Source organism: Qipengyuania sp. (assembly GCF_965277845.1).
GTDB lineage: Bacteria > Pseudomonadota > Alphaproteobacteria > Sphingomonadales > Sphingomonadaceae > Qipengyuania.
Genome location: NZ_OZ255844.1, coordinates 1079164 through 1102029, shown reverse-complemented (window position 1 = coordinate 1102029; position 22866 = coordinate 1079164). Strand labels below are relative to the sequence as shown.

Genomic DNA, 22866 nt, shown 5'->3' with positions numbered 1-22866 from the left:
TAGCATTTGCGCGTCATCCGAACAAATCGTCCTGCTTGGGCGCGGTTCCGGATTTGCGCGGTTTGCGGCGCGGCGCGGGAGGGGATGGAATCCCGCCGGTCGCGACATCGAGTTCGCCGTCGCGGAATTTGAGCGTCAGCGTGGTTTCCTGTGCCGCTGCGGCCTTGTCGGTGATGGTGCGCCCATCGGGGCCGGTGACGCGGACATAGCCGCGCGCCAAAGGGCGGTCGGGATGGAGCTGCTCGGCCAGCCGCGCCAGCGCCGCTAGCCGCTCGCGCCGCTCGGCCAGCGGGCGCTCGACCAGCGCGGGGGCCAGCTTCTGCCCCGCCAGTGCGCGCTGCGCCTCGCGCAGATTGCGCTCGAGAATGGCAGGCGCCAGCCGCAGGTTCGACAGCTTTTCACGCCCCTGCGCCGCGCGGTCGCGCAAGCCCCTGCGCAGCCGCTCCGCGAGGTCGTCCAGTCGCTGCGCATGCGGTTCGAGCAGCGCCTCGCGCTTGGGCAGCCGGTCGGTGCGCGCCTGCAGGCGTTCACGACCCAATTGCACGGGCCGCAGGATCGCGCGTTTCTTGCGCGCTTCGAAATCGGCCAGCGTCGCGGCGAGTTCGGCACGCACCGGCACGGCGATCTCGGCCGCGGCGGTCGGTGTGGGTGCGCGGCGGTCGGCGGCGTAATCGGCCAGCGTGGTATCGGTCTCGTGCCCGACCGCGCTGATGGTGGGGATGGGACAGTCGGCGATCGCGCGGACCACGACCTCCTCGTTGAAGCTCCACAGATCCTCGATCGAGCCGCCGCCGCGCGCAACGATGACGAGGTCGGGCCGGTCGGAGTGGCCTTCGGGCAGCGCGGAAAAGCCGCGCACCGCACCGGCCACCTGCTCCGCCGCGCCCTGCCCCTGCACCAGCACCGGCCACACGATCACGCGGCTGGGAAAGCGATCCGCCAGCCGGTGGAGGATGTCGCGGATGACTGCCCCAGTGGGCGAGGTAACCACGCCGATGGTGCGAGGAAGGAATGGGAGAGGCTTTTTCCTCTCCTGTGCGAAGAGACCCTCGGCCTGCAAGCGCGTGCGAGTCTTTTCGAGCAGCGCCAGCAGCGCGCCCTCACCCGCCAGCTCCATCCGCTCGATCACGATCTGGTATTTCGACCGTCCGGGATAGGTGGTGAGCTTGCCCGAAGCGACCACTTCCAGCCCGTCTTCGGGCGTGAACGGCAGACGGCCCGTATTGCCGCGCCACATCACCCCGTCGAGCACCGCCTTCTCGTCCTTGAGCGCGCAATACATATGCCCGCTCGCCGCGCGCTTCACCCCCGACAATTCGCCGCGCAGCCGCACGAAGCCGAAGCGGTCCTCCACCGTGCGTTTCAGCGCCTGCGAAATTTCGCTCACGGTCAGCGGCTCGGCGTTGTCGCCCGCACGACCCTTCGCTACCAAGCTGGCATCTTCGCCATTGGACGGGAAATCGCTTGCCATGAATATCCTTTTGCTTGGCTCGGGCGGTCGCGAGCATGCGTTAGCCTGGAAGCTGGCGCAATCGCCGCTGTGCGACAAGCTGTGGGCGGCGCCGGGCAATCCAGGCATCGCACAGGAGGCCGAATGCGTTTCGCTGGATGCAGCCGATCATGACGGGGTGGTCGATTTCTGCAAGGACAACGCCATCGGCCTCGTCGTGATCGGCCCCGAGGCGCCATTGGTCGACGGTCTGGCAGATACGCTGCGTGCGGCGGGTATCGACACATTCGGTCCCTCGAAACAGGCGGCGCAGCTCGAAGGCAGCAAGGGCTTCACCAAGGAGCTGTGCCAGCGCGCAAATATTCCGACGGCACGTTATGAACGCTGCACCTCCTTGGAGGCCGCCTGGGGCGCGCTCAAGAAATTCGACCCGCCCTTCGTCCTCAAGGCCGACGGTCTTGCCGCGGGCAAGGGCGTGGTCATCGCCGAGACGCGCGCAGAGGCGCAGCACGCGCTCGACGAAATGTTCGACGGCAAGTTCGGCAGCGCGGGCAGCGAGGTGGTGATCGAACAGTTCCTGATGGGGGAGGAAGCGAGCTTCTTCGCGCTGACCGACGGCACGGCGATCGTCCCCATCGGCACCGCGCAGGACCACAAGCGCGTGGGCGAAGGGGACAGGGGACCCAACACCGGCGGGATGGGCGCCTATTCGCCCGCCCCGGTGCTGAGCGAGGCACTGCGCGAGCAGGTGATGCGCGCAATCGTCGAGCCGACGGTCCGCACCATGGCCGCCGAGGGCACGCCCTATTCGGGCGTGCTCTATGCCGGGCTGATGCTGACCAAGGACGGCCCGCAGCTGATCGAATACAATGCGCGTTTCGGCGATCCGGAATGCCAGGTGCTGATGATGCGGCTCGAGAGCGATCTCGTCGAACTGATGCAGGCCTGCGCGCAAGGCACGCTGGGCGAGGTCGCCGCACCGGTCCTGTCGGACGATTTCGCGCTCACCGTGGTGATGGCCGCCGAGGGCTATCCCGGCACGCCGAAAAAGTGCGGCACGATCGATCTAGGCGAGGCCGAGGCGAACGGCGCCAAAGTCTTCCACGCCGGCACGAAGCTGGACGGCGACACACTGACCAGCAGCGGTGGCCGCGTGCTCAACGTGACCGCGCGCGGCGCGAGCGCCACCGAAGCGCAGGCAAGGGCCTATGCGGCGGTCGACGCGATCGATTTCGCGGACGGTTTCTGCCGAAGGGATATCGGCCAGCGCGAGGTAAGGCGGGAGCAGGGGTAGGTGCGGCGGTTTGCGACCCGCTCGCGGACGATGTGGTTTAGAAAACGACCCTTCAAAGCGGACATCGCCTTCTCGGACGATGATACCCGCTCGATCCGGCGCGTCCGCAAAGTTTCGGAGACTGGACCTCGGTCAATTACGTAATCGGTCGAGTTTGCGGACCTTATACACTTGGTTCTCGATGGCTCCCCGGTTCACCCAACCTACGGGAACACCACGGTTGGAGATGTCGAGATGAGGTGGTCACGGAGGAACTTTCTCGCAGCAGGCGGTGCCGGCGTGACTGCAACCTGGTTGGGCGGCTGCAGCGGTAGCGGCATGGGAACCTACGATGATGCCGCGGGAGCCCTTCGTGCTCCGCTTCCCGCCGATGCCAAACCGGAAGATTTTGTCCGCTTCGCGTCACTGGCCCCGAATTCCCACAACACCCAGCCTTGGAAATTCAGGCTGGGCGATGACGCTGTCGACATACTGCCCGACCTGAGCCGCAGCTGCCCTGTTGTTGACCCAGATGACCACCATGTCTTCGTGTCTCTAGGTTGCGCGGCGGAAAACCTGCTGATTGCCGGAAATGCCCGAGGCCGACCCGGAGAAGTGTCGGTCAATCCGGCGGGCAAGGCGTCTTCGATCGCGGTCGCGTTGGGGAACGGCGCCATTTCCGACCGAGAGCTTTGCGATGCGATACCGCTGCGCCAGTCGACCCGCTCGGACTATGACGGCCAGCCGCTCTCGACGGAGGACTTGCGTAGGTTGGGTCGAGCGGCTGCCATGCCGGGCGTGGAAACGTTGTTCATCACCGACCGGGCGAGGATGGACGGCGTGCTCGATTATGTGATTGCAGGGAACAGCGTGCAATGCGACGATCCAGCTTTCGTCGAGGAATTGAAGGACTGGATCAGGTTCAACCCCGAGGCGGCGCTTGCAACGAAAGATGGCCTCTTCACCGCCTGTTCGGGCAACCCGACTTCCCCGAGCTGGCTCGGGAGCCTGATGTTCGACCTCTTTTTCTCCAAGGAATCGGAAAACGAGAAGTATGCCGGGCATGTGAACAGCTCGGCCGGTATCGTGATCTTTGTTGCCGACCGGGACGATGAGGAAGGTTGGATCAATGTCGGGCGCAGCTTTCAGCGCTTTGCGCTGCAAGCGACCGCGCTCGGCATTCGGCACGCCCATCTCAACATGCCCATCGAAGTGGCGGACATCCGACCCGAGTTCGCCAGTTGGCTTGGTATTCCGGACAAGCGCCCGGATCTCGTGATCCGGTTCGGCAAGGCGCCAGCGCTTCCGATGTCGCTCAGGCGGCCGATCGCCGAAGTGCTGGCTTAGGAGGCGGAGAATGATCAACGCCGCCATTCTTTACTACTCGCGAACGGGCACGACGCAGGCGGTCGCCAGGATGCTGGGACGAGAGCTCGATATCCAGCCGATGAAGATCGAATGCCCTCGCTACGACGGAGGATGGTTTCGGTATCTTCTTGCTGGATACGACAGCGTTCGGGGTCGTCTACCCGAAATCCAGACCCCACCGGCGTCGTGGTCTGGCGACGACGTTCTCCTTCTGGGCGCACCTATCTGGACGAGCTATCCCGCATTGCCACTGCGATCTTTTCTGGAGAGCAAACCTGCCCTGCCTCGGCGCGTCGCCCTATTTCTTACTCACGGCGGACATTCACCGCCGCAAAAGGCGATCGATTTCGTCTCCGATCTGCTGCCACACCCTCTTGTGGCGTCGCTGGGCTTGCAACAGGAGCAGGTCCGCCAGCAGGAATGCGATGAGCAAATCGCGGGATTTATTCGCAAGCTGAAACAGGCAGGCGGAGTTTGATCTTTCGAGAGGCCGGGGTGATCCGAGGGTGCGCTGGATCGCTCAGCCCAGCTTTTCGGCCACCAGCGCCCTCAGATCGGCCTCGCTGCGTGCGCCGTAGTGAGAGATGATCTCGGCGGCGCAGATCGAGCCCATGCGCAGGCTGGTTTCCAGCCCCAAGCCCCGCGCGTGGCCTGTAAGGAATCCGGAAGCGAAAAGATCGCCGGCGCCGGTGGTGTCGACCACCTTTTCCACCGGCTCGGCGGCGACTTCGGCACGCTGGCCGTTCGCGATGCCGACCGCGCCCTTGGCGCTGCGGGTCGCGACGAGCACGGGGACGTTGTCCTTTACCATCGCGAGGCCGGCTTCGAAATCGTCGGTGCCGGTCAGCGTCGCCAGCTCGTGTTCGTTGACGAAGAGGATGTCGATCTGTCCCTCTTCGATCAGCGCGCGAAAATCGTCGCCGTGGCGTTCGATCACGAAGCTCTCGGATGCGGTGAAGGCGACCTTGCGGCCGGCCTTGCGGGCCACCTCGATTGCCCGGCGCATCGCGCTGCGCGGTTCCTCGGGATCCCAGAGGTAACCTTCGAGGTAGAGAATGCCCGCGCTGGCGATCAGCTCGTCGTCGAGCGCGGCGGGCGGGAGAAACTGGCTCGCACCGAGGAAGGTGTTCATCGTGCGCTCGCCATCGGGCGTCACGAAGATCAGGCAGCGCGCGGTAGCAGGCTGGCCTTCGCGTGCAGCGGTGTCGAAATCGATACCCACCGCGCGGATGTCGTGGCTGAAAACGTCGCCCAGCTGGTCCTTCGCCACTTGGCCGACAAAGGCGCATTGGGCGCCAAGCGCGCTCATGCCTGCCAGCGTGTTGGCCGCCGAACCGCCCGAGATTTCCCTGGCCGGGCCCATCGCTTCGTAGAGCCGACGCGCGCCGTCTTCGTCGACCAGTGTCATGCCGCCCTTGTTGAGCTCGAGTTCGGCGATCAACTCGTCGTCGCAAGGGGCCATTACGTCGACGATGGCATTTCCGATGGCGATTACGTCGTAGCGGGGTTCGGTCATATGTGCTCCGGGGGAGGTGAATTCATTGCGTCGGGCGCCGTTAGCCGTTCGTCGCGACGAGGCCAAGGGCGGCGTTGACTTGCGAGGGGGCGGCGCGCATCCCGCGAAATGCATGTTGTCGTTGCCCGCCGCCCTCGCCCTCTCGCAGCGCCAGCTCGGCGACCCGGCAATTTTGAAAGTATTGCTCAAGACCGCATTGATCACGCTCGCGATTTTCGCCGCAGGGGGCGCAGCGCTCTATGTCGGAGTGGAGCGCGCCATCGCCTCCGTCACCAGCGCCGACACCTTCGGCCTGGGCGCGCTGGTCGCCGTGGCAGGAATGTTCCTGGCGGGCTGGTTTCTCTTTCGCGTGGTGGCACTGTTCGTGCTGCAGTTCTTCGCCGAGGACGTGGTGCGCGCGGTCGAGGCGCGGCATTATCCCGGGGCATCGCATACGGTGCGCGACATCCCGCTGGCAGAGGAAGCGGGCAACGCGCTGCGCTCGCTGCTGCGAACCGTGCTCGCCAATGCCGCCGCGCTGCCGGTGGCAGCAGCCCTGCTGGTGACCGGCATCGGGGCGGCTGCGGTCTTCTGGGCCGTAAACGCCTATCTGATCGGACGCGAATTGCGCGACATGGTGTGGCTGCGGCACCGCGCGGACGCGGCCGAGATCGCCCCGATCGGCGGTCTAAAACGCTTCCTGCTCGGCGGCGTGGTCGTGGCGCTGCTCGCAATACCTTTCGTCAATCTGATTGCGCCGATAATAGGCGCCGCCAGCGCGACGCATCTCGTTCATCGCGCGCGTGAGAAAGATCTGCATGCGTAAATCCGTCCTGTTCCTCCTCCCCTTACTCGGCGCCTGCACCACCGTGCCGGCGAGCGGACCATCTGCACCGCCGGTCTCGCGGCCCGGCGCCTCGCCTCCACCGCAGGAAGTACGCGTTGCGCCGAGCACTCAAGGATTTCGTGCGCCGCGCGTGATGAACGTTCCGGGCCTGGAAGGCGTGATCGGGAGGAACGAGACGGCGCTCGCCAATCTGTTTGGGCCGCCCCGCCTGAGCGTGACCGAGGGAGATGCGAAGAAGCTGCAGTTTACCGGTGAAGCCTGCGTGCTCGATGTCTATCTCTACCCGCTCGAGCCGCGCGGCGAGCCGAGCGCGACCTATGTCGACGCTCGCCGCGCGAGCGACGGGCTCGATGTCGACCGCGCTGCCTGTGTGGCTGCGCTAGAGCGCTGAGCCCCCGCGAGGGTCAGACCATGAAGCTTTCGCCGCAGCCGCAAGCACCCTTGGCATTGGGGTTCTCGAAAACGAAGCCGGCAGTGAAATCGTCTTCCACCCAGTCCATCGTGCTGCCGATGAGGTAGAGCACACTCGCGCCGTCGATGTAGAAAATGCCCCCAGGCGTCTCGATCTTCTCGTCGAACTTGGCTTCCTCGGTGACGTAATCGACCGAATAGGCGAGGCCCGAGCAGCCGCGACGCGGGGTCGAAAGCTTGACGCCGATCGCATCGTTAGGCGCCTTCGCCATGAGATCGGCCACGCGCTGCTCGGCCGCCTTGGTCAGGACGACGGCGGCCTTTGGTGCGCGGCGGGTCTTGGTATCGCTCATCACAGCATCCCCAGTTCGAGGCGCGCCTCGTCGGTCATCTTGTCCGGGCCCCAAGGCGGGTCCCACACCAGGTTGACCTCTGCATCGCGCACGCCGGGCACGCTGGCGGCGCGCAGTTCGACTTCGCCCGGCATGGTTTCGGCGACCGGACAATGCGGCGTGGTCAGCGTCATCGTGACGGTGACATCGCTCTCGTCATCGACCTCGACGCCGTAGATCAGTCCGAGATCGTAAATGTTCACCGGGATTTCCGGATCGTAGATTTCCTTGAGCGCGGCAACGACCGCTTCGTAGAGATCGCCGCCCGGCGCGCCAGCAGGCACGTTTTCCGGCTTTTTCTGCAGGAAGCCTTCGAGGTAGTCGCGCTTGCGCTCCATCGTCTCGCGCGGGGTTTCCTCCGTGTCGACGGCGTCCTCGACTCGGGCGCGCGGCGGCTTCGCAGGCACAGCGTCGGCAGGCGAGGGGGCCGCGATGAAATCGGTGTCGTTTTTCGTTTCTTCGCTCATCCGAAGATCCTCTGGGTCCGTTCGATGCCGCGCATGAGGGCGGCGATGTCGCTTTCGTCGGAATAGAGCCCGAAGCTCGCGCGGGCGGTGGCGGGGACGCCGAGATGGTCCATCAGCGGCTGCGCACAGTGGTGGCCAGCGCGGATCGCGACATTCTCTTCATCCAATATGGTGCCGAGATCGTGCGGGTGAACCCCTTGAATCGCGAAGCTCACGATGCCGGCACTTTCGTCGGGTCCGAACAGCGTGACCGAGTTGAGCGAGCGCAACTCGTCGCGCAGTTGGCGAGCAAGACCGCTTTCGTGCTCGAAGAGCCTGGCCGGCCCCAGCGCATCGACATAGTCGATCGCCGCATGCAGCGCGATCGCCTCGGTGATCATCGGCGTGCCGGCCTCGAAACGCTGCGGCGGCGGAGCATAGGTGGTCTTCTCGAAGGTGACGCGATCGATCATTGCCCCGCCGCCCTGCCAAGGGGGCATGGCATCGAGGATGTCTTCGCGCGCCCACAGCACGCCGATTCCGGTAGGCCCGTAGATCTTGTGGCCCGAGAAGGCGTAGAAATCGCAATCGAGCGCCGCCATGTCGAGCGCCATGCGCGGTGCCGCCTGGCAGCCGTCGAGCATGATCTTGGCGCCCACCGAATGTGCGAGGTCCGCCGCCGCGCGTGCGTCGAGCACGCTGCCCAGAACGTTCGAGACATGCGCGAGGGAGACGAGCTTCGTCCTCGGCGTCAGCAGCGATTCGAGCGCGGCGAGGTCGATGCGGCCGTCCTCGGTCAGCGGGCAGACATCGATCCGGGCGCCGGTGCGTTCGGCCAGCAATTGCCAGGGGACGATGTTCGAATGATGCTCGAGCGTCGAAAGGACGATGCGGTCGCCTTCGCCGAGATTCGCCATGCCCCAGCTGGAGGCGACGAGATTGATCGCCTCGGTCGCGCCGCGCACGAAGACGATCTCGTTCTCAGATCGGGCGCCCAGGAATTCGGCCGTACGGCGCCGCGCCGCTTCATAGCCCAGCGTCATTTGCGCGCTACGACCGTAAACACCGCGGTGCACTGTGGCATAGTCCCGCCCAAGCGCGCGCGACATCGCATCGATCACCGCCTGCGGCTTCTGCGCCGAAGCGGCCGTATCGAGGTAATGCCACGGCTGTCCGTCGGCGGTGACGAGGCCCGGAAACTCCGCTTTCAGGCCTTTCGAGCGGGTGAGGGCGACTGCTTCGTTCACAGCGCCTTGTCCACCTTGTCGAGCGCAACCTGCATCATCGCCTCGCGCGCTTCGTCATCGTCGAGCGCGACCAGCGCATCGCCGAGGAAGGCCTGCACCAGCAGGCGGCGGGCGAGATCGGGCGACAGGCCGCGCGCAGCCATGTAGAACCGTGCATTCTCGTCCATCTGGCCGACGCTGGCGCCGTGGGCGCATTTCACGTCGTCGGCGAAGATTTCGAGCTGCGGCACCGCGTTAACGCTCGCGCCCTTTTCGAGCAGCAGGCCCTTGAAGTCCTGCGCCGCGTCGGTTTTCTGCGCACCGCGCACCACGTCGATATTGCCGAGGAAATTGCCCGTTCCATGGCCCCAATGGACACTGCGGACCGTCTGGTTGCTGGTCGCCTCGGGCGCGACATGGACCGTGCGGGTGACGAATTCGCGAACCGTCTCGCGTCCGCCCACTGTGATCCCGCCAAGCTCGAAATGCGCGCCCTTGTGCAGCGTCACTTCAACCTCGAGCCGCGCGTATTCGGCCGAGGCGAGCACCGCGAATAGCTCGCAGGTCGCGCCTTCGCCGACGGTCACACGCCAGCGGTGCAGTTCGGTGGGCCTGGTACCCTTGCCATCGGCGATCACCAGCGTCTCGCGGACGGTTTCGCCCGCTGCGATATCGAGTTCGCGCCAGTCGTTTAGCGCTTCGCCCTGCAGCCGCTCGACCGCGGAATAGCGCCAGGCTTCCTCGCGCCGTGTTGGAAGTTCAGCAGCTTCAGGCATTGGCAGTCTCTGGAGCCATCACCGCGTCGTAGCCTTCGTTCTCGAGCTCGACCGCGAGTTCGGGCCCGCCGGTACGCACGATGCGTCCTTTCGACAGGATCGAGACCTTGTCGGGTTTCACCACTTCGAGCAGGCGTTGGTAGTGGGTGATCAGCAGCACGCCCTTGGCCGGGCCGCGCATGATCGCATTGATGCCTTCGCCCACCACGCGCAGCGCGTCGATGTCGAGGCCACTGTCGGTCTCGTCGAGCACGGCGAACTGCGGATCGAGAATGCCCATCTGGACCATCTCGGCGCGCTTCTTCTCGCCGCCGGAGAAGCCGACATTGACGTGGCGCTTGAGCATTTCGGGGTCGAGCTTGAGCAGCGCGGATTTTTCCTTGGCGAGCTTCAGGAATTCGCCGCCGGTAAGCGGTTCTTCGCCGCGCGCCTTGCGCTGCGAATTGAGCGCCTCGCGGAGGAACTGCAGGTTGGAGACGCCGGGGATTTCGACCGGATACTGGAAGCCCAGGAACAGGCCGGCGGCGGCGCGCTCGTGCGGTTCGAGGTCGAGCAGGTTCTGGCCGTTAAACTCGACCGAACCCTGCGTGACCTCGTAGCCGGGCCGTCCGCCCAGCACATAGGCGAGCGTCGATTTGCCCGCGCCGTTGGGGCCCATGATCGCGTGCACCTCGCCAGCCGGCACTTCGAGACTGAGGCCGTTGAGGATCGTCTTGCCGTCGATTTCGGCGTGGAGATTGTCGATTTTCAGCATTGTCACTTCCTGTCGTCGCGACGCTGGGGCCGCGAGCGGCGGGGCGTCGAACCGTATTTCGATTGGTGTTCGCGGCGCGCGGCCTGCTTGTCGCGGTAGCGCGCGTTCATGGCGGCGAAGATCGGCTGCATCGCGGCCTCGACATCCTCGAGGATGGTCGCGGCAGGGATGCGGAAAACCTCGATGCCGACGCTGGCGAGACTCTTGTCGCGGCGCTTGGCGACGCGGTCGTCCTGCCCCTCCTCGTCGATCGCGATCGCGAGGCCGAGCGGGTGCGAAACGAAATCGAGGATCGCCGAGCCGACAACCGTGTGGCGGGTGAACTTGTATTTGCCGAAATCTTCCCTGGCGAAGCGCGCGGCGAGCGCCTTGTGCGCCGGGCTCGCATGCCGCCGCAAATAGCGCGCACGCTCGTGAATCGCGTCGAGCCGCTTCTCCGAAATCTCCCACCCGCGGCCCTTCTTTTTGAGCGCGGGGGTTTCGTCGGCCGTCTCTGACGGATCGCGGAGTTGGAGGGTTTTGCGGGAGGTCATCGAGAGCCCCCAAAGCGCTCGCGAGCCCGCTTCTTGCCAAGCTCTTGGGCACGATCAGCCGCGGCGATATCAGCACGAATCTCTCGGATTTGGCGATTAGTCATCGGGAGGATTCGATTGATCTGCTTGAAGTCCTCTTCGCCTGATTGGATCGCCGATTTTGCCTTTGGCAGATTCTCAGTGAACTGAGAATGCACCCTTCGCCAAAGCTGAATGAACTCATCATCGCCGGGCTTTGCTATACCCAACCTGACAGCCAGTTCGAACTGCTCTTCGTGGTATGAGATGCGTTTATCGATGATGGCCAGTTCGTCCATCAACGCATCTATTTTCTGGCATACCTTTTCGAGGTTCGTCCCAAACATCACCCCACACTCCCCTCGAGCGAGATCGCCAGCAGCTTCTGCGCCTCGACGGCGAATTCCATCGGCAGCTCTTTCAGCACGTCCTTGGCAAAGCCGTTGACGATCAGCGCCATGGCTTCCTCATCGTCGAGGCCGCGTTGCATGGCGTAGAAGAGCTGGTCGTCGCTGATCTTGCTGGTGGTCGCCTCGTGCTCGATCTGCGCGCCGGGGTTCTTCACCTCGATATAGGGCACGGTGTGCGCGCCGCACTGGTCGCCGATCAGCAGCGAATCGCACTCGGTGCGGTTGCGCACGCCGTCGGCATTGGCCGCCACGCGCACCAGCCCGCGATAGGTGTTGTTCGACTTGCCCGCCGAAATGCCCTTGGAGATGATCGTCGAGCGGCTGCCCCGCCCGTTATGGATCATCTTGGTGCCGGTATCGGCCTGCTGGTAATTGTTGGTGACCGCAACCGAGTAGAACTCGCCCACGCTGTCTTCGCCATTGAGCACGCAGGACGGGTATTTCCACGTCACCGCGCTGCCGGTTTCGACCTGCGTCCAGCTGATCTTGCTGCGCGCGCCCTGGCACAGGCCGCGCTTGGTGACGAAATTATAGATCCCGCCGACGCCCTCCGAATTGCCCGGATACCAGTTCTGCACGGTCGAATATTTGATCTCGGCATCTTCGAGCGCAACCAGTTCGACCACCGCGGCATGGAGCTGGTTCTCGTCGCGCATCGGCGCGGTGCAGCCTTCCAGGTAGCTGACATGGCTGCCCGGTTCGGCGACGATCAACGTGCGTTCGAACTGGCCTGTGTTCTCGGCGTTAATGCGGAAATAGGTGGAGAGCTCCATCGGACAGCGCACGCCCTTCGGCACGTAGACGAAGGTGCCGTCCGAAAAGACCGCGCTGTTCAACGTGGCGAAGAAATTGTCGTGCTGCGGCACGACCTTGCCGAGCCACTTCTTCACCAGCTCGGGGTGCTCCTTGATCGCCTCGCTGATCGACAGGAAGATGACGCCCGCCTTCTTGAGTTCCTCGCGGAAGGTGGTGGCGACCGAAACGCTGTCGAACACGGCGTCGACCGCGACCTTGCGTGCGCCCTCGACCCCGGCGAGCACTTCCTGCTCCGCCACGGGAATGCCGAGCTTGTCGTAGACCGCCTTGATCTCCGGATCGAGCTCGTCGAGCGACTTGAGCTTCTCCTTCTTCTTTGGTGCGGCGTAGTAATAGGCGTCCTGGTAATCGATCGCGGGATAGCCGAGCTTTGCCCAGTCGGGCTCTTCCATCTCCTGCCACAGGCGGAAGGCCTTGAGGCGCCATTCGAGCATCCACTCAGGCTCGCCCTTCTTGGCGCTGATAAAGCGGACGGTGTCTTCGGTCAGACCCTTTTCGGCGAACTCGGTTTCGATCTCCGCCGACCAGCCGTGTTCGTATTCCGCAGCTTTTTCGGCGGCTTCCTTCGCTTCGGCGTCCATTTCGGGTTTGGTCTGGATGTCGATTTCTTCGCTCATGCAATCTCTCTTGTCCGGGCGAGCTGGGTCAGCGGGATCGCCGCCAGCGCGCCGCGCAACGCTTCATTCACGACCGGCCAGTGCGGCTTGACCGTACAGTCATGCTCGACCGAACATTCGGTCCCTTCGATGCAGGCGGTCAGTGCGATGGGCCCCTCGACCGCCTCGACGATATCGGCGAGCGTGATCGCCGCCGCCGGGCGGGCCAGCTGCAACCCGCCACCAGCGCCACGAGTCGATCGCAGCAGGCCGGCCGCCGACAGCTTGCTGACCAGCTTCTGTACCGTCGGCACCGGGAGGCCCGTCTCCGCCGCCAATTCCGCCGCGCTGGTCCTGCCGTCCCCGCAATGGCGCGAGGCGGCACACATGGCGACGACCGCATAATCGGCAAGGTTCGAAAGTCTCATCTCACAGGCACATGGCTTAATCGGACCAAATCGATCCGATTACCCAGTTAGGCGCCCGCCTCCGGTGTTTCAACGGAAAACGCCTTGTTGCGAGTCGTTTGCAATCAGGCCTTGTCGAGCCCGTCCCGCCCGAGCTGCTCCGCTTCGCCGGAGCCGAACAGATCGACCGCACTGTATCCGTCGGGGCCGAGCATTTCGTTGATCGGTAATCCCGCATCGGGCTGTAGACGCTTCGGGGTGCGGCCGGTGAAGAACCGGATCTCCTTGATGAGATGCGCCTGATCGTAGAACGCTTCGCGGATTTCGGCCTCGATCTCCTCGGGAAGGTCGGGGATGGAAAGCAGGGTTGCAGCGCGCACCGCCCGATATCGGCGCACCAACCTTACGGGCGACTGGCCGAAAAACTGTGCGACCAGTCGCTGCGACTGTCGCTTCGAATAGGGCAGTCGCTCATAGAGCTCGTCCAGATCGGGCTTGAACGAGCTCGACAGCCATTCGAGCGTTCGATCTATCACGGTGAGATGCTGTTCCGGCAGCTTCGACAATCCACGCCGAACGATGCCAGCCATGGAATCGAGCACAGACGTGTCGTCAAGCTCGCCATTGCGCCAGCGCGGTGCGAGACTTGCAAATTCCTCCGCGAGTCCGTCGGGAAGAACCGTTTCCGGCTGGAGGAAGCAATCGTGATAATCGTGCACTGACAAGCCTGAAAGCGCCGCCCAGCCGCGGAAATTGAGCGAGACGCCGAAAACCTTGGCCGGCCCGCTGACGCTGAAGTGGCGCGCCTGGCATAAAGGCGCGACAAACAAAGCGTCGCCGGTTTCCGAAATCTCGCCCGGATCGAATTGCATGCGGCCGACACCGCGACCGAACATGACCATCTGGCCCGAATAGGCAGGAAGAACATCGTCCATCTGGGAGTCGGGGCTTCGCCAGATGTAGAGCGAATTGAGGTAGGGCGCGAGATCGGAAGGCGCTGCTACAAACTCGAAAGAATGCGACGTTTCGTCACCCTGCGGACCCGACAAACCCCTGTTCCGATCATTATTTTGCCCAACAAATTGTATAAATACGCCAAAATCCTCGCAATCGCAATCGGGTTGCGAAAAGATCTTCTCCGGCATTGCGCATGGAACGAAAAAAAGGGGCGGCCCGTGAAGGCCCCCCCTTTGAAGTCGAGAACTCGTTGCAGATTTGCTCCGAGCCCTTCGGGTCGCGGGAATCTGCTAGGACGAGTCTGTGACAATTGATTGTATGCAAGCGACAGGGTGCCGAATCGATTGACTTTTTCTTGATTAGCCGCCCCGCAGACTGGTGAACGCCGGATTTCGGATGCATCTCGACAGGCTGCGCCGGAGGCGGCATGGCGCGCGCCATGCTGTTCGACCTCGCCCGGCCCGTCCTGTTTGCGCTCGACCCGGAGCGTGCCCATCGCCTGACGGTAAAGGCGCTCTCGATCTCGCCACAGGCCGGTGCGCAAGAGCCCGGGCCGCTCGCGATCGATGTCGCGGGAATCGCTTTTCCCAATCCGCTCGGCATGGCGGCGGGTTTCGACAAGGATGCCGAAGTGCCCGATCAATTGCTCGGCCTCGGCTTCGGCTTCGTCGAGGTCGGTTCGATCACTCCGCGCCCGCAAGCCGGCAACCCCAAGCCGCGCCTGTTCCGGCTGATCGAAGACCGGGCGGTCATAAATCGCATGGGGTTCAACAATGCGGGTGCGCAAGTCGCACGGTCCCGGCTCGCTCGGCGGGCAGCGCGCGGTGGCATCGTCGGCATCAATATCGGCGCCAACAAGGACAGCGAGGATCGCACGGCCGACTATGCGACGATGACGCGGATCATGGCGCCGTTGGCATCCTACCTTGCGGTCAATATTTCGAGCCCCAATACGCCGGGCCTGCGTGCTCTGCAGGACGAAGGTGCGCTGTCGGGTCTGCTCGATGCCGTTCTTGAGGCGCGTGGAGGGGGTGGGCCGCCCGTTTTCCTGAAGGTCGCGCCCGACCTCGAACCGGCCGATGTCGACGCCATCGCGCGGATCGCGCTCGACAAACAGCTGGGCGCCCTGATCGTTTCGAACACCACCGTTTCCAGGCCCGCGCTTAAGTCCTGCCATGCAAGCGAAACCGGCGGATTGTCCGGCGAGCCTCTGCGCGATCTTGCCCAGCAGAGGTTGCGCGATTTCCGCGCGGCGACCGGCGGCGGCATTCCGCTGGTTGGCGTTGGCGGGATTGGCAGCGCTGATGATGCCTGGGCACGCATCCGCGCCGGCGCAAGCCTCGTCCAGCTCTACAGCGCTATGGTGTACGAAGGCCCGGGCCTGCCGCGCCGGATATTGCGGGGCCTTGAGAAATTGATGCGCCGCGATGGCTTCGCCTCGATTGCCGAAGCGGTTGGAACCGAATAGGCATGCGGCGCATGACCAGGCCCCTTACCGCATCGTTGTCGGCGCTCGCCTTAGTCGGCTGCACTGTCACTCCCCCACTCGCCACTGCGCCCGAACAGTCCGTACCCGCATTTACCGGGGCGGTCTCGGCAGCCGATCCGCGCGCGCAAGCCGCCGGCGAGGAAATGCTCGCGCGCGGGGGAAGCGCGACCGACGCGGCCCTTGCGGTGATGTTGGCATTGACCGTCGTCGAGCCGCAGAGCTCGGGCATCGGCGGAGGGGGCTTCCTGGTGCGCGGAACGACGGACGGGGCGGTCGCTACGTACGATGGCCGCGAAACCGCACCGGCCGGAGCGACCCCCGAATGGTTCCTCGATGCAAACGGCGAGTTGCCGCCCTATATCGAATCGGTCCGCAGCGGGCTTTCGGTTGGAGTGCCCGGCAATATCGCGCTGGCCGCGAAGGCCCACGCCGCGCATGGCAAGCTTGCGTGGGCGACCCTGTTCGAACCCGCAATCCGCTTGGCCCGCGAAGGCTTCGCGATGAATCCGCGTCTCAACGGAATGCTCGAGCGTGCCAAGAACCGCTCCGCGCACTCCGCCGAAGCGCGGGCCATGTTCTTCGATGCGACGGGCAAACCGCTCCCCGTGGGAACGCTCGTTACCAACGAGCGACTGGCGCGGACGTTCGAAGCGATTGCACAGGCGGGGCCCTCGGCCTTCTATTCCGGAGATCTTGCGCGCGAAATCGCCGCCACCGTTGCTGCCGACACGCCGCGCGATGGTGCGATGACCTATGCCGACATCACCGACTACAGTGCCAAGACACGCGATGCGGTGTGCGGAACCTATCGCGCCTATCGGGTCTGCACCATGGGCCCGCCGACCTCGGGCGGGGTCGCAGTGCTGCAAATTCTCGGCCAGCTCGAGCGGTTCGATCTGACAGCACTAGGGGCCGAAAACCCGGTCACCTGGCACCTGTTCGTCGAATCGCAGCGCCTCGCCTATGCCGATCGCGAGCTCTATCTGGCAGATAGCGACTACGTGTCGGTACCGGTCGCGGGATTGATCGATCCCGACTACCTTGCCGAGCGGAGCGCCCTGATCGCCGATGACGGCCGGCTAGCCGAGGTCGAGGCCGGGACGCCGGCCGGAGCTCCCGCTGCGCTGGCCGACGGCGACGAACCCGAAGAGAAAGGCACATCGCACTTCGCGGTCGTCGATACGGACGACACCATGGTGAGCTACACCTCCACCATCGAGGGGCCGTTCGGTTCGGGGCTGATGGCCGGGGGCTTTTTCCTCAACAACGAGCTGACCGATTTCAGCCGCTCGCCAGTCGTCGACGGCAGGCTCGTCGCCAATCGGGTCGAAGGCGGCAAGCGCCCGCGCAGCTCGATGGCGCCCACCATCGTCTGGGATCCCGCGGGCAGGCCGTTCCTCGCAGTCGGCGCGGCGGGCGGCGGCACCATCCCGGTCCAGACCGCGCGAAGCATCATCGGAGCGATCGATTTCAGCCTTTCCGCCGAGGACATTCTCGGGCTGCCTTTCATCATGGCATTCGGCGACCGCGTGCTGCTCGAAAAGGATACCTGGCTCGAAGCGCAGGCCGACGCGTTCAGGGCCCTGGGCCACGCCGAAATCATCCCGCGCGCAGCGCCCGTAAAGGGCGGCGCGGTCCTGCGCACGCCGGACGGATGGCAAAGCGCCCGCGACCCACGGCTCGCGGGTCAGATCGAAAGCCCCTGATCCTTGCAGCCACCTGCTTGCCGTTGCGCGGCGAGCGGCTTAAGCCGTCGCAAGCATAAGGTCGCATAAGAAAAGAACTGCTGAGGAGCCTGCCCGTGCTGACGGATATCGATTCCGCCAACAATCTGGTCGAACTTTTTCTGAAACGCTCCGGGGAGAAAGGTGACCGCCCATTCCTCGGCGCCAAGATCGACGGCAGCTGGCAAACGATCAGCTGGAACGAAGCGGCGGAACGGGTGTGCCTGCTTGCCGAAAACCTGCGCTCGCTGGGGCTCAAGGAAGGCGACCGGGTATGCCTGGTATCGGAAAACCGGCCCGAATGGTGCATCGCCGATCTCGCGATCATGGCGGCGGGCTGCATTACCGTGCCTGCCTACGTCACCAATACCGAACGCGACCACGTCCATATTCTCGACAATTCGGGCGCCAAGGCGGTCATCGTCTCGACCGAAAAGCTACTGCGGCCGCTGCACGGCGCGTTGCAGGCTTCGGGCGTAGCGGAGCATGTCATCGGCATCGACGATCTGCATCGCCAGCAATCGGGAAGTTTTACCTTTCACACCTGGGACAAGGTTCTCGAAGGGGATGCGGCTGCCGCGCGCGCGGCAGTCGAGCAACGCATCGCCGGGATCGGGCGCGGTGATACCGCCTGCATCATCTACACCAGCGGCACCGGTGGGGCGCCGCGGGGCGTGCTGCAGCACCATGGCGCAATCCTGTGCAATGTCGCCGGTGCAGCGGAAATCCTGATCGAGGATTTCGGCATTGCCGACGACGAACGCTTCCTATCCTTCCTCCCGCTGAGCCATGCCTATGAACACACAGGCGGGCAATTCCTGCCGATCAGCGTGGGTGCGCAGATCTACTATTCCGAAGGGCTCGAAAAGCTCGCCAGCAATATCGAGGAAACGCGGCCGACCATCATGGTCGTCGTCCCGCGCCTGTTCGAGGTGCTGCGCACGCGGATCATGAAGCAGGTGCAAAAGCAGGGCGGCCTCGCGGAAAAGCTGATGAACACCGCACTCGAAGTGGGTGAGCGCCGCGCTGCCGGCGAGCCGAAATTCGGCGACGGACTCAAGGACTTCGCCGTGGGGCGCCTGTTGAAGCCCAAGATCCGCCAACGCTTCGGCGGAAGGATCAAGGCGATGGTGTCGGGCGGCGCGCCGCTCAACCCCGATGTCGGCATCTTTTTCGAATCGATGGGTCTGACCATGCTGCAGGGCTATGGCCAGACCGAAGCCGGCCCGGTGATCAGCTGCAACCGCCCCACCGCCGGTATTGCCATGCATTCGGTCGGCCCGGCCATGCGCGGGGTGGATATCAAGATCGCCGAAGACGGCGAGATCCTCGTCCGCGGCGAGCTTGTGATGCACGGCTATTGGCAGAACGAGAGCGAGACCGCGCGCACGATCAAGGATGGCTGGCTGCATACCGGCGATATCGGCCATCTCGACGAGAAGGGCCGGATCGTCATCACCGACCGCAAGAAGGACATGATCGTCAACGACAAGGGCGACAACATCGCCCCGCAGAAGGTCGAGGGCATGCTGACGCTGCAGCCCGAAATCGGTCAGGCGATGGTGGCGGGCGACAAGAAGCCCTATATCGTTGGCCTGATCGTACCCGATGCGGAATGGACGCTCGAATGGTGCCGCGAACAGGGCAAGCAGTTCGACTGCAAGAAGGTCCAGGAACTACCCGAATTCCGCAACGCCATCCGCGCCGCGGTCGACCGGGTGAACAAGGATCTTTCGGTGGTCGAGAAGGTCCGCCAGTTCACCTTCGCCGACGAGCCCTTCACTATCGAGAACGAGGAAATGACCCCCTCGATGAAAATCCGCCGCCACAAGATCAAGGACCGCTACGGCGAGCGGCTCGCCGGGCTTTATCGAAGCTAGGCCGCGGCTTCCTCGATGAATTCGGGATAGAAGCTCGGCTTGCGGTCGCTCCAGCCGGGCGCTGTCGCCGCGGCTTCACTGAGCGACTGGAGCAGCATCTTGCGGCGTTCCGGCCGAATTTGCGGCAGGGCGGCAGCGGCGCAGAAGGCGCTGGGAAGCCACGGGCGGACATCGGCGGAGATCAGGCGCTCGTAGAGGAAGCGGAAAGCGGAAAAGCTGTCGATGCGTTCCTGCGCAAGGTCGAAGGCGGCGACGCGGGTAAGCTTGCCGACGAAGCCTTCGACGCTGTCGAAGCCCGATTGTTCGGGGATCGACTGGCGCAGCGCTTTCAGTTCCTGATAGGCGACATACTGGCTGCGGATCGCGGCGTTTTCGCTCGCATTGCGCCCCCAGATGCGAAAGGCATCGCAACGGCCGAGGCCGATATCGAGGCTGCGGCGGATATAGCGCTGCTCGGCGGCTGTCAGGCCGGCGAACTCGCGCATTTCGGCGATAGTGATCGATGCGGTACCCGTTACGGCCATGATCGGCACTCCCTAGCTACGACGCCGAGTGTCACCGAATATGGTTAACAAGCGGTAAGCCGGGGCAAGGCTCACCATGTCGCACCAGTCTTCGTTCCGTTCGGACTGTCGTATGGAGAACGGACGAGACGTGGCGATATGAAGACCCGACCGATCAACCCGCCCAATCTTGCCGGCCCATACGCTGCGCCCTTCGAACCGTCAGATGAGGCCCGCCAGCGGGCTGCTCGGATCGGCATATTTGCGCGTGGCCATGCGCCCCGCAAGATAGGCATCGCGTCCAGCCTCTACCGCCAGTTTCATCGCGCGCGCCATGCGGATCGGGTCCTTCGCCTCGGCAATTGCGGTGTTCATCAGCACGCCGTCGCAGCCCAGCTCCATCGCGACTGCCGCATCGCTGGCAGTGCCCACGCCGGCATCGACCAGCACCGGAACCTTTGCCCCTTCCTTGATCAGACGAATGGTCACGCGGTTCTGGATTCCCAGACCCGAACCGATCGGCGCGCCCAGCGGCATGACCGCAACCGCGCCCGCGTCTTCGAGTTGCTTGGCGGCGATCGGATCGTCGACGCAATAGACCATCGGCAGGAAGCCTTCCCTGGCCAAGGTCTCGGTCGCGGTGAGCGTTTCGCGCATGTCGGGATAGAGCGTCTTCGCTTCGCCCAGCACCTCGAGCTTCACGAGGTCCCATCCGCCCGCCTCACGCGCCAACCGGAGTGTCCGGATCGCATCGTCGGCCGTGAAGCAGCCGGCGGTGTTGGGCAGGTAGGTGACCTTCTTGGGATCGATGTAGTCGGTCAGCATCGGGGCCTTGGGATCGCTGACATTGACCCGGCGTACCGCAACGGTAACGATCTCCGCTCCCGACGCCTCGAGCGCGGCGGCGTTCTGCTCGAAATCCTTGTACTTGCCCGTGCCGACGATCAGGCGGCTGTTGAAGGTGCGCCCAGCGACCGACCAGCTGTCCTCATCCTGCCCGCCTCCGACGAAATGGACGATCTCAAGCGTATCGCCTTCCGATACCCGATGTTTGGCCAGTTCGCTGCGCGGCGCAATGGTACCATTGTGCTCGACCGCGACCTTGGCGGGATCGAGATCGAGTTCGCGAACGAGTTCGGCAACGGTGGTGGCGGCAGTGCGGCGGCTTTCGCCGTTTACGGTGAGGGCAATCATGCCGCCCGACTTAGTCGCCGCAGCGCTCCTTGCAAGCGGCAGAATGCACATGGCGCAGGTTGAGGATGTGCCCGAGCGAAACGAGCGCGACACCGATGATGGTGAGGACCGCCTCCTTGTAGCCGTGCGGCACCGCCAAGGCACCACCCATGAAGGTGAGGCCCGTCATGGCAATCACGAAAGGTGTCGCCATGCGGTGGCGCAGCGCACCCCAACCGATCGCGACCGCTGCGATCAGCGTCGCCAGAACAAGGCCGAACCGATGGATTTCGGGTGAAAGGAAGAGTTCGCCGCCGATTCCAAGGCCAGATACGAGCACGATCGAGAGCAGGCAATGCACTGCGCATGCGCCCGACAGGAATATCCCCGCACGGTCGAGCCTCCGACGAATCGGCGAGATGGCGCGTTGCAACATGACATGGCAGTTATGTTATGGTGTATCCTCTTTCAAGCGAAACCGTGAAATGCCTTATGTTCGATTCGATTGCGGCAAGCGGTCCGCTGCTTGTTGGATTTGCACTTGCGTTGCGCATTTGCGGCAACCAGAGACAGGCGCATGTCTGAAAATAGCAAGCAGGCGCGGCCGATCGCACTGGCCAATTGGCTCTATTTCGTCGCCGCAATGGTCCTCCTGATGGTTGCCGTGGGCGGGATCACCCGTCTCACCGAAAGCGGCCTATCGATTACCGAATGGAAACCGATCACAGGTGCCATCCCGCCACTTTCCGAAAGCGCGTGGCAGGCCGAGTTCGAACTCTACAAGGCAACGGGCGAGTATCAGAACGTGACCGGGCCCGCCGGGATGGACCTGGCGGCCTTCAAGTTCATCTTCTTCTGGGAATGGTTTCACCGACTGCTCGGCCGGCTCATCGGCCTCGCATTTGCCGTACCGCTGGCATGGTTCTGGATCAAAGGCGCCATTCCGGCCGGATACAAGTGGCGGCTGCTCGCGCTGCTGGCGCTTGGCGGACTGCAGGGCGTGTTCGGCTGGTTCATGGTGCGCAGCGGTCTGTCGAGCACGATGACCGACGTGAGCCATTTCTGGTTGTCGATTCACCTGCTTACTGCGCTATTCACGCTCGGCGGCCTCGTTTGGACCGCGTTGGACCTCAGGCAGCTGGCCAATGCGAAGAGCGCACCGGCACGCTGGACAGCTACGGCCGGTTGGGTCGGGGCGATCCTTTTCATCCAGCTCTTGCTGGGTGCATGGGTAGCCGGGCTAAACGCAGGGCTCGCATCCGATACATGGCCGCTTATGCAAGGCCGCTTCGTTCCCGAATACGATCAGTCGCGCGGATTTCTCTGGGCGCTGACCCACGATCCATACCTGCTCCACTTCCTGCATCGCTGGTGGGCATGGATCGCGGTGATAGCGTTGGTGGTGATGGCGCGGCAGGTGAAATCGCATGTGCGCATGGCATCGATTGCGATCCACTCTGCATTCGGGACGCAGATTATCCTCGGCATCGCGACCGTATGGACCGGTGTTGCGCTGTGGGTCGCAGTCGCGCACCAGATCGTCGGCGCCCTGCTGGTGGCGAGTTTCGCCTGGGGCGCGCACATACTGGGCCGGCGGCTATGACCGCGCTGATCTATTGCCCCTTTCCGGACGCGGAAAACGCCGAGAGAGTCGGGCGCGCTCTTATCGAGGAGGGCCTTGTCACCTGCATCAATATCGGTGCGCCGATGCGCTCGGTCTTCGCGTGGGATGGCCGGCTGGACGAGGGCGAAGAAATCCCCTGCCTGCTGAAGACCTCCAGCGAAGCGCTCGATCGCGCAGTCGCCCGTCTCGAAACCTTGCACCCTTATGAAGCGCCCGCAATAATGGGTTGGCATTGTGATGCTGCGGGGGCGGCAACGAAAGAATGGCTTGGCGCACTTTAGCGCCTAAGACGGGGGAA

Annotated in this window: 25 protein-coding genes; 10 read left to right on the top strand and 15 right to left on the bottom strand. The window is 64.0% G+C overall.

Annotation, left to right across the window (positions count from 1 at the left end):
• Positions 1 to 13: 13 nt before the first annotated feature.
• Positions 14 to 1471, bottom strand: a complete 1458-nt coding sequence (gene xseA, locus ACQY4G_RS05460) for an exodeoxyribonuclease VII large subunit (RefSeq protein ID WP_421989300.1) — start codon at positions 1469 to 1471, stop codon at positions 14 to 16.
• On the opposite strand from xseA, the gene purD reads away from it, so the two are divergent.
• From purD to ACQY4G_RS05445, 3 genes are all read left to right on the top strand, one after another.
• Positions 1470 to 2744 (top strand): phosphoribosylamine--glycine ligase, encoded by a 1275-nt coding sequence (gene purD, locus ACQY4G_RS05455; protein ID WP_421989298.1) that lies wholly within the window; start codon positions 1470 to 1472, stop codon positions 2742 to 2744. The two genes, xseA and purD, sit on opposite strands and share 2 nt — an antisense overlap.
• Before the next feature lie 294 nt (positions 2745 to 3038).
• Entirely contained in the window at positions 3039 to 4070 is a 1032-nt protein-coding gene (locus tag ACQY4G_RS05450; protein ID WP_421989296.1) for an Acg family FMN-binding oxidoreductase, read from the top strand.
• 10 nt (positions 4071 to 4080) lie between these two features.
• A complete protein-coding gene (locus ACQY4G_RS05445; protein ID WP_421989294.1) occupies positions 4081 to 4569 on the top strand; it encodes a flavodoxin family protein in 489 nt (162 codons plus the stop codon).
• Positions 4570 to 4611: 42 nt separating this feature from the next.
• Here ACQY4G_RS05445 and ACQY4G_RS05440 read toward each other — a convergent pair whose 3' ends face one another.
• Positions 4612 to 5607, bottom strand: a complete 996-nt coding sequence (locus ACQY4G_RS05440; RefSeq protein ID WP_421989292.1) for an adenosine kinase — start codon at positions 5605 to 5607, stop codon at positions 4612 to 4614.
• Positions 5608 to 5719: 112 nt separating this feature from the next.
• On the opposite strand from ACQY4G_RS05440, the gene ACQY4G_RS05435 reads away from it, so the two are divergent.
• Both ACQY4G_RS05435 and ACQY4G_RS05430 read left to right on the top strand, forming a co-directional pair.
• Positions 5720 to 6412 (top strand): EI24 domain-containing protein, encoded by a 693-nt coding sequence (locus tag ACQY4G_RS05435; protein WP_421989290.1) that lies wholly within the window; start codon positions 5720 to 5722, stop codon positions 6410 to 6412.
• Positions 6405 to 6824, top strand: coding sequence for a hypothetical protein (locus ACQY4G_RS05430; RefSeq protein WP_425061723.1), 420 nt, complete (start codon positions 6405 to 6407; stop codon positions 6822 to 6824). The genes ACQY4G_RS05435 and ACQY4G_RS05430 overlap by 8 nt, the downstream gene beginning before the upstream one ends.
• Before the next feature lie 13 nt (positions 6825 to 6837).
• Here ACQY4G_RS05430 and ACQY4G_RS05425 read toward each other — a convergent pair whose 3' ends face one another.
• From ACQY4G_RS05425 to ACQY4G_RS05380, 10 genes are all read right to left on the bottom strand, one after another.
• Complete coding sequence (locus ACQY4G_RS05425) at positions 6838 to 7197, bottom strand: HesB/IscA family protein (RefSeq protein ID WP_421989286.1); 360 nt, start codon at positions 7195 to 7197, stop codon at positions 6838 to 6840.
• Positions 7197 to 7703 carry an SUF system Fe-S cluster assembly protein gene (locus ACQY4G_RS05420; RefSeq protein WP_421989284.1) on the bottom strand — a complete coding sequence of 169 codons (507 nt, stop codon included), beginning with the start codon at positions 7701 to 7703 and terminating at the stop codon, positions 7197 to 7199. Before ACQY4G_RS05420 ends, ACQY4G_RS05425 begins: the two co-directional genes overlap by 1 nt.
• Positions 7700 to 8929, bottom strand: a complete 1230-nt coding sequence (locus ACQY4G_RS05415; RefSeq protein WP_421989282.1) for a cysteine desulfurase — start codon at positions 8927 to 8929, stop codon at positions 7700 to 7702. The genes ACQY4G_RS05420 and ACQY4G_RS05415 overlap by 4 nt, the downstream gene beginning before the upstream one ends.
• On the bottom strand, positions 8926 to 9684 hold the full coding sequence (locus ACQY4G_RS05410; protein WP_421989280.1) for a SufD family Fe-S cluster assembly protein: 759 nt from the start codon (positions 9682 to 9684) through the stop codon (positions 8926 to 8928). The genes ACQY4G_RS05415 and ACQY4G_RS05410 overlap by 4 nt, the downstream gene beginning before the upstream one ends.
• The gene (sufC, locus tag ACQY4G_RS05405) at positions 9677 to 10438 is read right to left on the bottom strand and encodes a Fe-S cluster assembly ATPase SufC (protein WP_421989278.1); all 762 of its coding nucleotides are present in this window, start codon (positions 10436 to 10438) and stop codon (positions 9677 to 9679) included. The genes ACQY4G_RS05410 and sufC overlap by 8 nt, the downstream gene beginning before the upstream one ends.
• A gap of 2 nt (positions 10439 to 10440) precedes the next feature.
• Positions 10441 to 10971 carry a DUF559 domain-containing protein gene (locus ACQY4G_RS05400; RefSeq protein WP_421989276.1) on the bottom strand — a complete coding sequence of 177 codons (531 nt, stop codon included), beginning with the start codon at positions 10969 to 10971 and terminating at the stop codon, positions 10441 to 10443.
• A complete protein-coding gene (locus ACQY4G_RS05395; protein WP_421989274.1) occupies positions 10968 to 11336 on the bottom strand; it encodes a hypothetical protein in 369 nt (122 codons plus the stop codon). The genes ACQY4G_RS05400 and ACQY4G_RS05395 overlap by 4 nt, the downstream gene beginning before the upstream one ends.
• Entirely contained in the window at positions 11336 to 12832 is a 1497-nt protein-coding gene (gene sufB / locus ACQY4G_RS05390; RefSeq protein ID WP_067692210.1) for a Fe-S cluster assembly protein SufB, read from the bottom strand. The genes ACQY4G_RS05395 and sufB overlap by 1 nt, the downstream gene beginning before the upstream one ends.
• Positions 12829 to 13239, bottom strand: a complete 411-nt coding sequence (locus ACQY4G_RS05385) for an SUF system Fe-S cluster assembly regulator (protein ID WP_067692207.1) — start codon at positions 13237 to 13239, stop codon at positions 12829 to 12831. Before ACQY4G_RS05385 ends, sufB begins: the two co-directional genes overlap by 4 nt.
• A 104-nt stretch (positions 13240 to 13343) precedes the next feature.
• Positions 13344 to 14153, bottom strand: a complete 810-nt coding sequence (locus tag ACQY4G_RS05380; RefSeq protein ID WP_198147677.1) for a helix-turn-helix domain-containing protein — start codon at positions 14151 to 14153, stop codon at positions 13344 to 13346.
• A gap of 461 nt (positions 14154 to 14614) precedes the next feature.
• On the opposite strand from ACQY4G_RS05380, the gene ACQY4G_RS05375 reads away from it, so the two are divergent.
• The 3 genes from ACQY4G_RS05375 (at position 14615) to ACQY4G_RS05365 (ending at position 19268) form a co-directional block, all read left to right on the top strand.
• Complete coding sequence (locus tag ACQY4G_RS05375; protein ID WP_421993574.1) at positions 14615 to 15643, top strand: quinone-dependent dihydroorotate dehydrogenase; 1029 nt, start codon at positions 14615 to 14617, stop codon at positions 15641 to 15643.
• A gap of 11 nt (positions 15644 to 15654) precedes the next feature.
• Positions 15655 to 17370, top strand: a complete 1716-nt coding sequence (gene ggt / locus ACQY4G_RS05370; protein ID WP_421989272.1) for a gamma-glutamyltransferase — start codon at positions 15655 to 15657, stop codon at positions 17368 to 17370.
• A gap of 95 nt (positions 17371 to 17465) precedes the next feature.
• On the top strand, positions 17466 to 19268 hold the full coding sequence (locus tag ACQY4G_RS05365) for an AMP-dependent synthetase/ligase (protein ID WP_421989270.1): 1803 nt from the start codon (positions 17466 to 17468) through the stop codon (positions 19266 to 19268).
• Here the strand turns inward: ACQY4G_RS05365 and ACQY4G_RS05360 are convergent.
• The 3 genes from ACQY4G_RS05360 to ACQY4G_RS05350 form a co-directional block, all read right to left on the bottom strand.
• Complete coding sequence (locus ACQY4G_RS05360; protein ID WP_291168424.1) at positions 19265 to 19792, bottom strand: hypothetical protein; 528 nt, start codon at positions 19790 to 19792, stop codon at positions 19265 to 19267. The genes ACQY4G_RS05365 and ACQY4G_RS05360 overlap by 4 nt on opposite strands.
• A gap of 201 nt (positions 19793 to 19993) precedes the next feature.
• Positions 19994 to 20965 carry a sulfur carrier protein ThiS gene (gene thiS / locus ACQY4G_RS05355; RefSeq protein ID WP_421989268.1) on the bottom strand — a complete coding sequence of 324 codons (972 nt, stop codon included), beginning with the start codon at positions 20963 to 20965 and terminating at the stop codon, positions 19994 to 19996.
• 10 nt (positions 20966 to 20975) lie between these two features.
• Positions 20976 to 21380 (bottom strand): MerC domain-containing protein, encoded by a 405-nt coding sequence (locus ACQY4G_RS05350; RefSeq protein WP_421989266.1) that lies wholly within the window; start codon positions 21378 to 21380, stop codon positions 20976 to 20978.
• Positions 21381 to 21521: 141 nt separating this feature from the next.
• Between ACQY4G_RS05350 and ACQY4G_RS05345 the strand changes: the two genes are divergently transcribed.
• The gene (locus ACQY4G_RS05345; protein ID WP_421989264.1) at positions 21522 to 22547 is read left to right on the top strand and encodes a COX15/CtaA family protein; all 1026 of its coding nucleotides are present in this window, start codon (positions 21522 to 21524) and stop codon (positions 22545 to 22547) included.
• Positions 22544 to 22849, top strand: a complete 306-nt coding sequence (gene cutA / locus ACQY4G_RS05340; RefSeq protein ID WP_421989262.1) for a divalent-cation tolerance protein CutA — start codon at positions 22544 to 22546, stop codon at positions 22847 to 22849. The genes ACQY4G_RS05345 and cutA overlap by 4 nt, the downstream gene beginning before the upstream one ends.
• Positions 22850 to 22866: the final 17 nt, after the last annotated feature.

What these genes read in the sequence shown, in the direction of transcription:
- purD (WP_421989298.1), top strand. Translation starts at nt 1,470, where the DNA reads ATGAATATCCTTTTGCTTGGCTCGGGCGGTCGCGAGCATGCGTTAGCC.
- xseA (WP_421989300.1), bottom strand. Translation starts at nt 1,471, where the DNA reads ATGGCAAGCGATTTCCCGTCCAATGGCGAAGATGCCAGCTTGGTAGCG.
- ACQY4G_RS05445 (WP_421989294.1), top strand. Translation starts at nt 4,081, where the DNA reads ATGATCAACGCCGCCATTCTTTACTACTCGCGAACGGGCACGACGCAG.
- ACQY4G_RS05440 (WP_421989292.1), bottom strand. Translation starts at nt 5,607, where the DNA reads ATGACCGAACCCCGCTACGACGTAATCGCCATCGGAAATGCCATCGTC.
- ACQY4G_RS05435 (WP_421989290.1), top strand. Translation starts at nt 5,720, where the DNA reads ATGTTGTCGTTGCCCGCCGCCCTCGCCCTCTCGCAGCGCCAGCTCGGC.
- ACQY4G_RS05430 (WP_425061723.1), top strand. Translation starts at nt 6,405, where the DNA reads ATGCGTAAATCCGTCCTGTTCCTCCTCCCCTTACTCGGCGCCTGCACC.
- ACQY4G_RS05425 (WP_421989286.1), bottom strand. Translation starts at nt 7,197, where the DNA reads ATGAGCGATACCAAGACCCGCCGCGCACCAAAGGCCGCCGTCGTCCTG.
- ACQY4G_RS05420 (WP_421989284.1), bottom strand. Translation starts at nt 7,703, where the DNA reads ATGAGCGAAGAAACGAAAAACGACACCGATTTCATCGCGGCCCCCTCG.
- ACQY4G_RS05410 (WP_421989280.1), bottom strand. Translation starts at nt 9,684, where the DNA reads ATGCCTGAAGCTGCTGAACTTCCAACACGGCGCGAGGAAGCCTGGCGC.
- sufC (WP_421989278.1), bottom strand. Translation starts at nt 10,438, where the DNA reads ATGCTGAAAATCGACAATCTCCACGCCGAAATCGACGGCAAGACGATC.
- ACQY4G_RS05400 (WP_421989276.1), bottom strand. Translation starts at nt 10,971, where the DNA reads ATGACCTCCCGCAAAACCCTCCAACTCCGCGATCCGTCAGAGACGGCC.
- ACQY4G_RS05395 (WP_421989274.1), bottom strand. Translation starts at nt 11,336, where the DNA reads ATGTTTGGGACGAACCTCGAAAAGGTATGCCAGAAAATAGATGCGTTG.
- sufB (WP_067692210.1), bottom strand. Translation starts at nt 12,832, where the DNA reads ATGAGCGAAGAAATCGACATCCAGACCAAACCCGAAATGGACGCCGAA.
- ACQY4G_RS05385 (WP_067692207.1), bottom strand. Translation starts at nt 13,239, where the DNA reads ATGAGACTTTCGAACCTTGCCGATTATGCGGTCGTCGCCATGTGTGCC.
- ACQY4G_RS05380 (WP_198147677.1), bottom strand. Translation starts at nt 14,153, where the DNA reads ATGGACGATGTTCTTCCTGCCTATTCGGGCCAGATGGTCATGTTCGGT.
- ACQY4G_RS05375 (WP_421993574.1), top strand. Translation starts at nt 14,615, where the DNA reads ATGCTGTTCGACCTCGCCCGGCCCGTCCTGTTTGCGCTCGACCCGGAG.
- ggt (WP_421989272.1), top strand. Translation starts at nt 15,655, where the DNA reads ATGACCAGGCCCCTTACCGCATCGTTGTCGGCGCTCGCCTTAGTCGGC.
- ACQY4G_RS05360 (WP_291168424.1), bottom strand. Translation starts at nt 19,792, where the DNA reads ATGGCCGTAACGGGTACCGCATCGATCACTATCGCCGAAATGCGCGAG.
- thiS (WP_421989268.1), bottom strand. Translation starts at nt 20,965, where the DNA reads ATGATTGCCCTCACCGTAAACGGCGAAAGCCGCCGCACTGCCGCCACC.
- ACQY4G_RS05350 (WP_421989266.1), bottom strand. Translation starts at nt 21,380, where the DNA reads ATGTTGCAACGCGCCATCTCGCCGATTCGTCGGAGGCTCGACCGTGCG.
- ACQY4G_RS05345 (WP_421989264.1), top strand. Translation starts at nt 21,522, where the DNA reads ATGTCTGAAAATAGCAAGCAGGCGCGGCCGATCGCACTGGCCAATTGG.
- cutA (WP_421989262.1), top strand. Translation starts at nt 22,544, where the DNA reads ATGACCGCGCTGATCTATTGCCCCTTTCCGGACGCGGAAAACGCCGAG.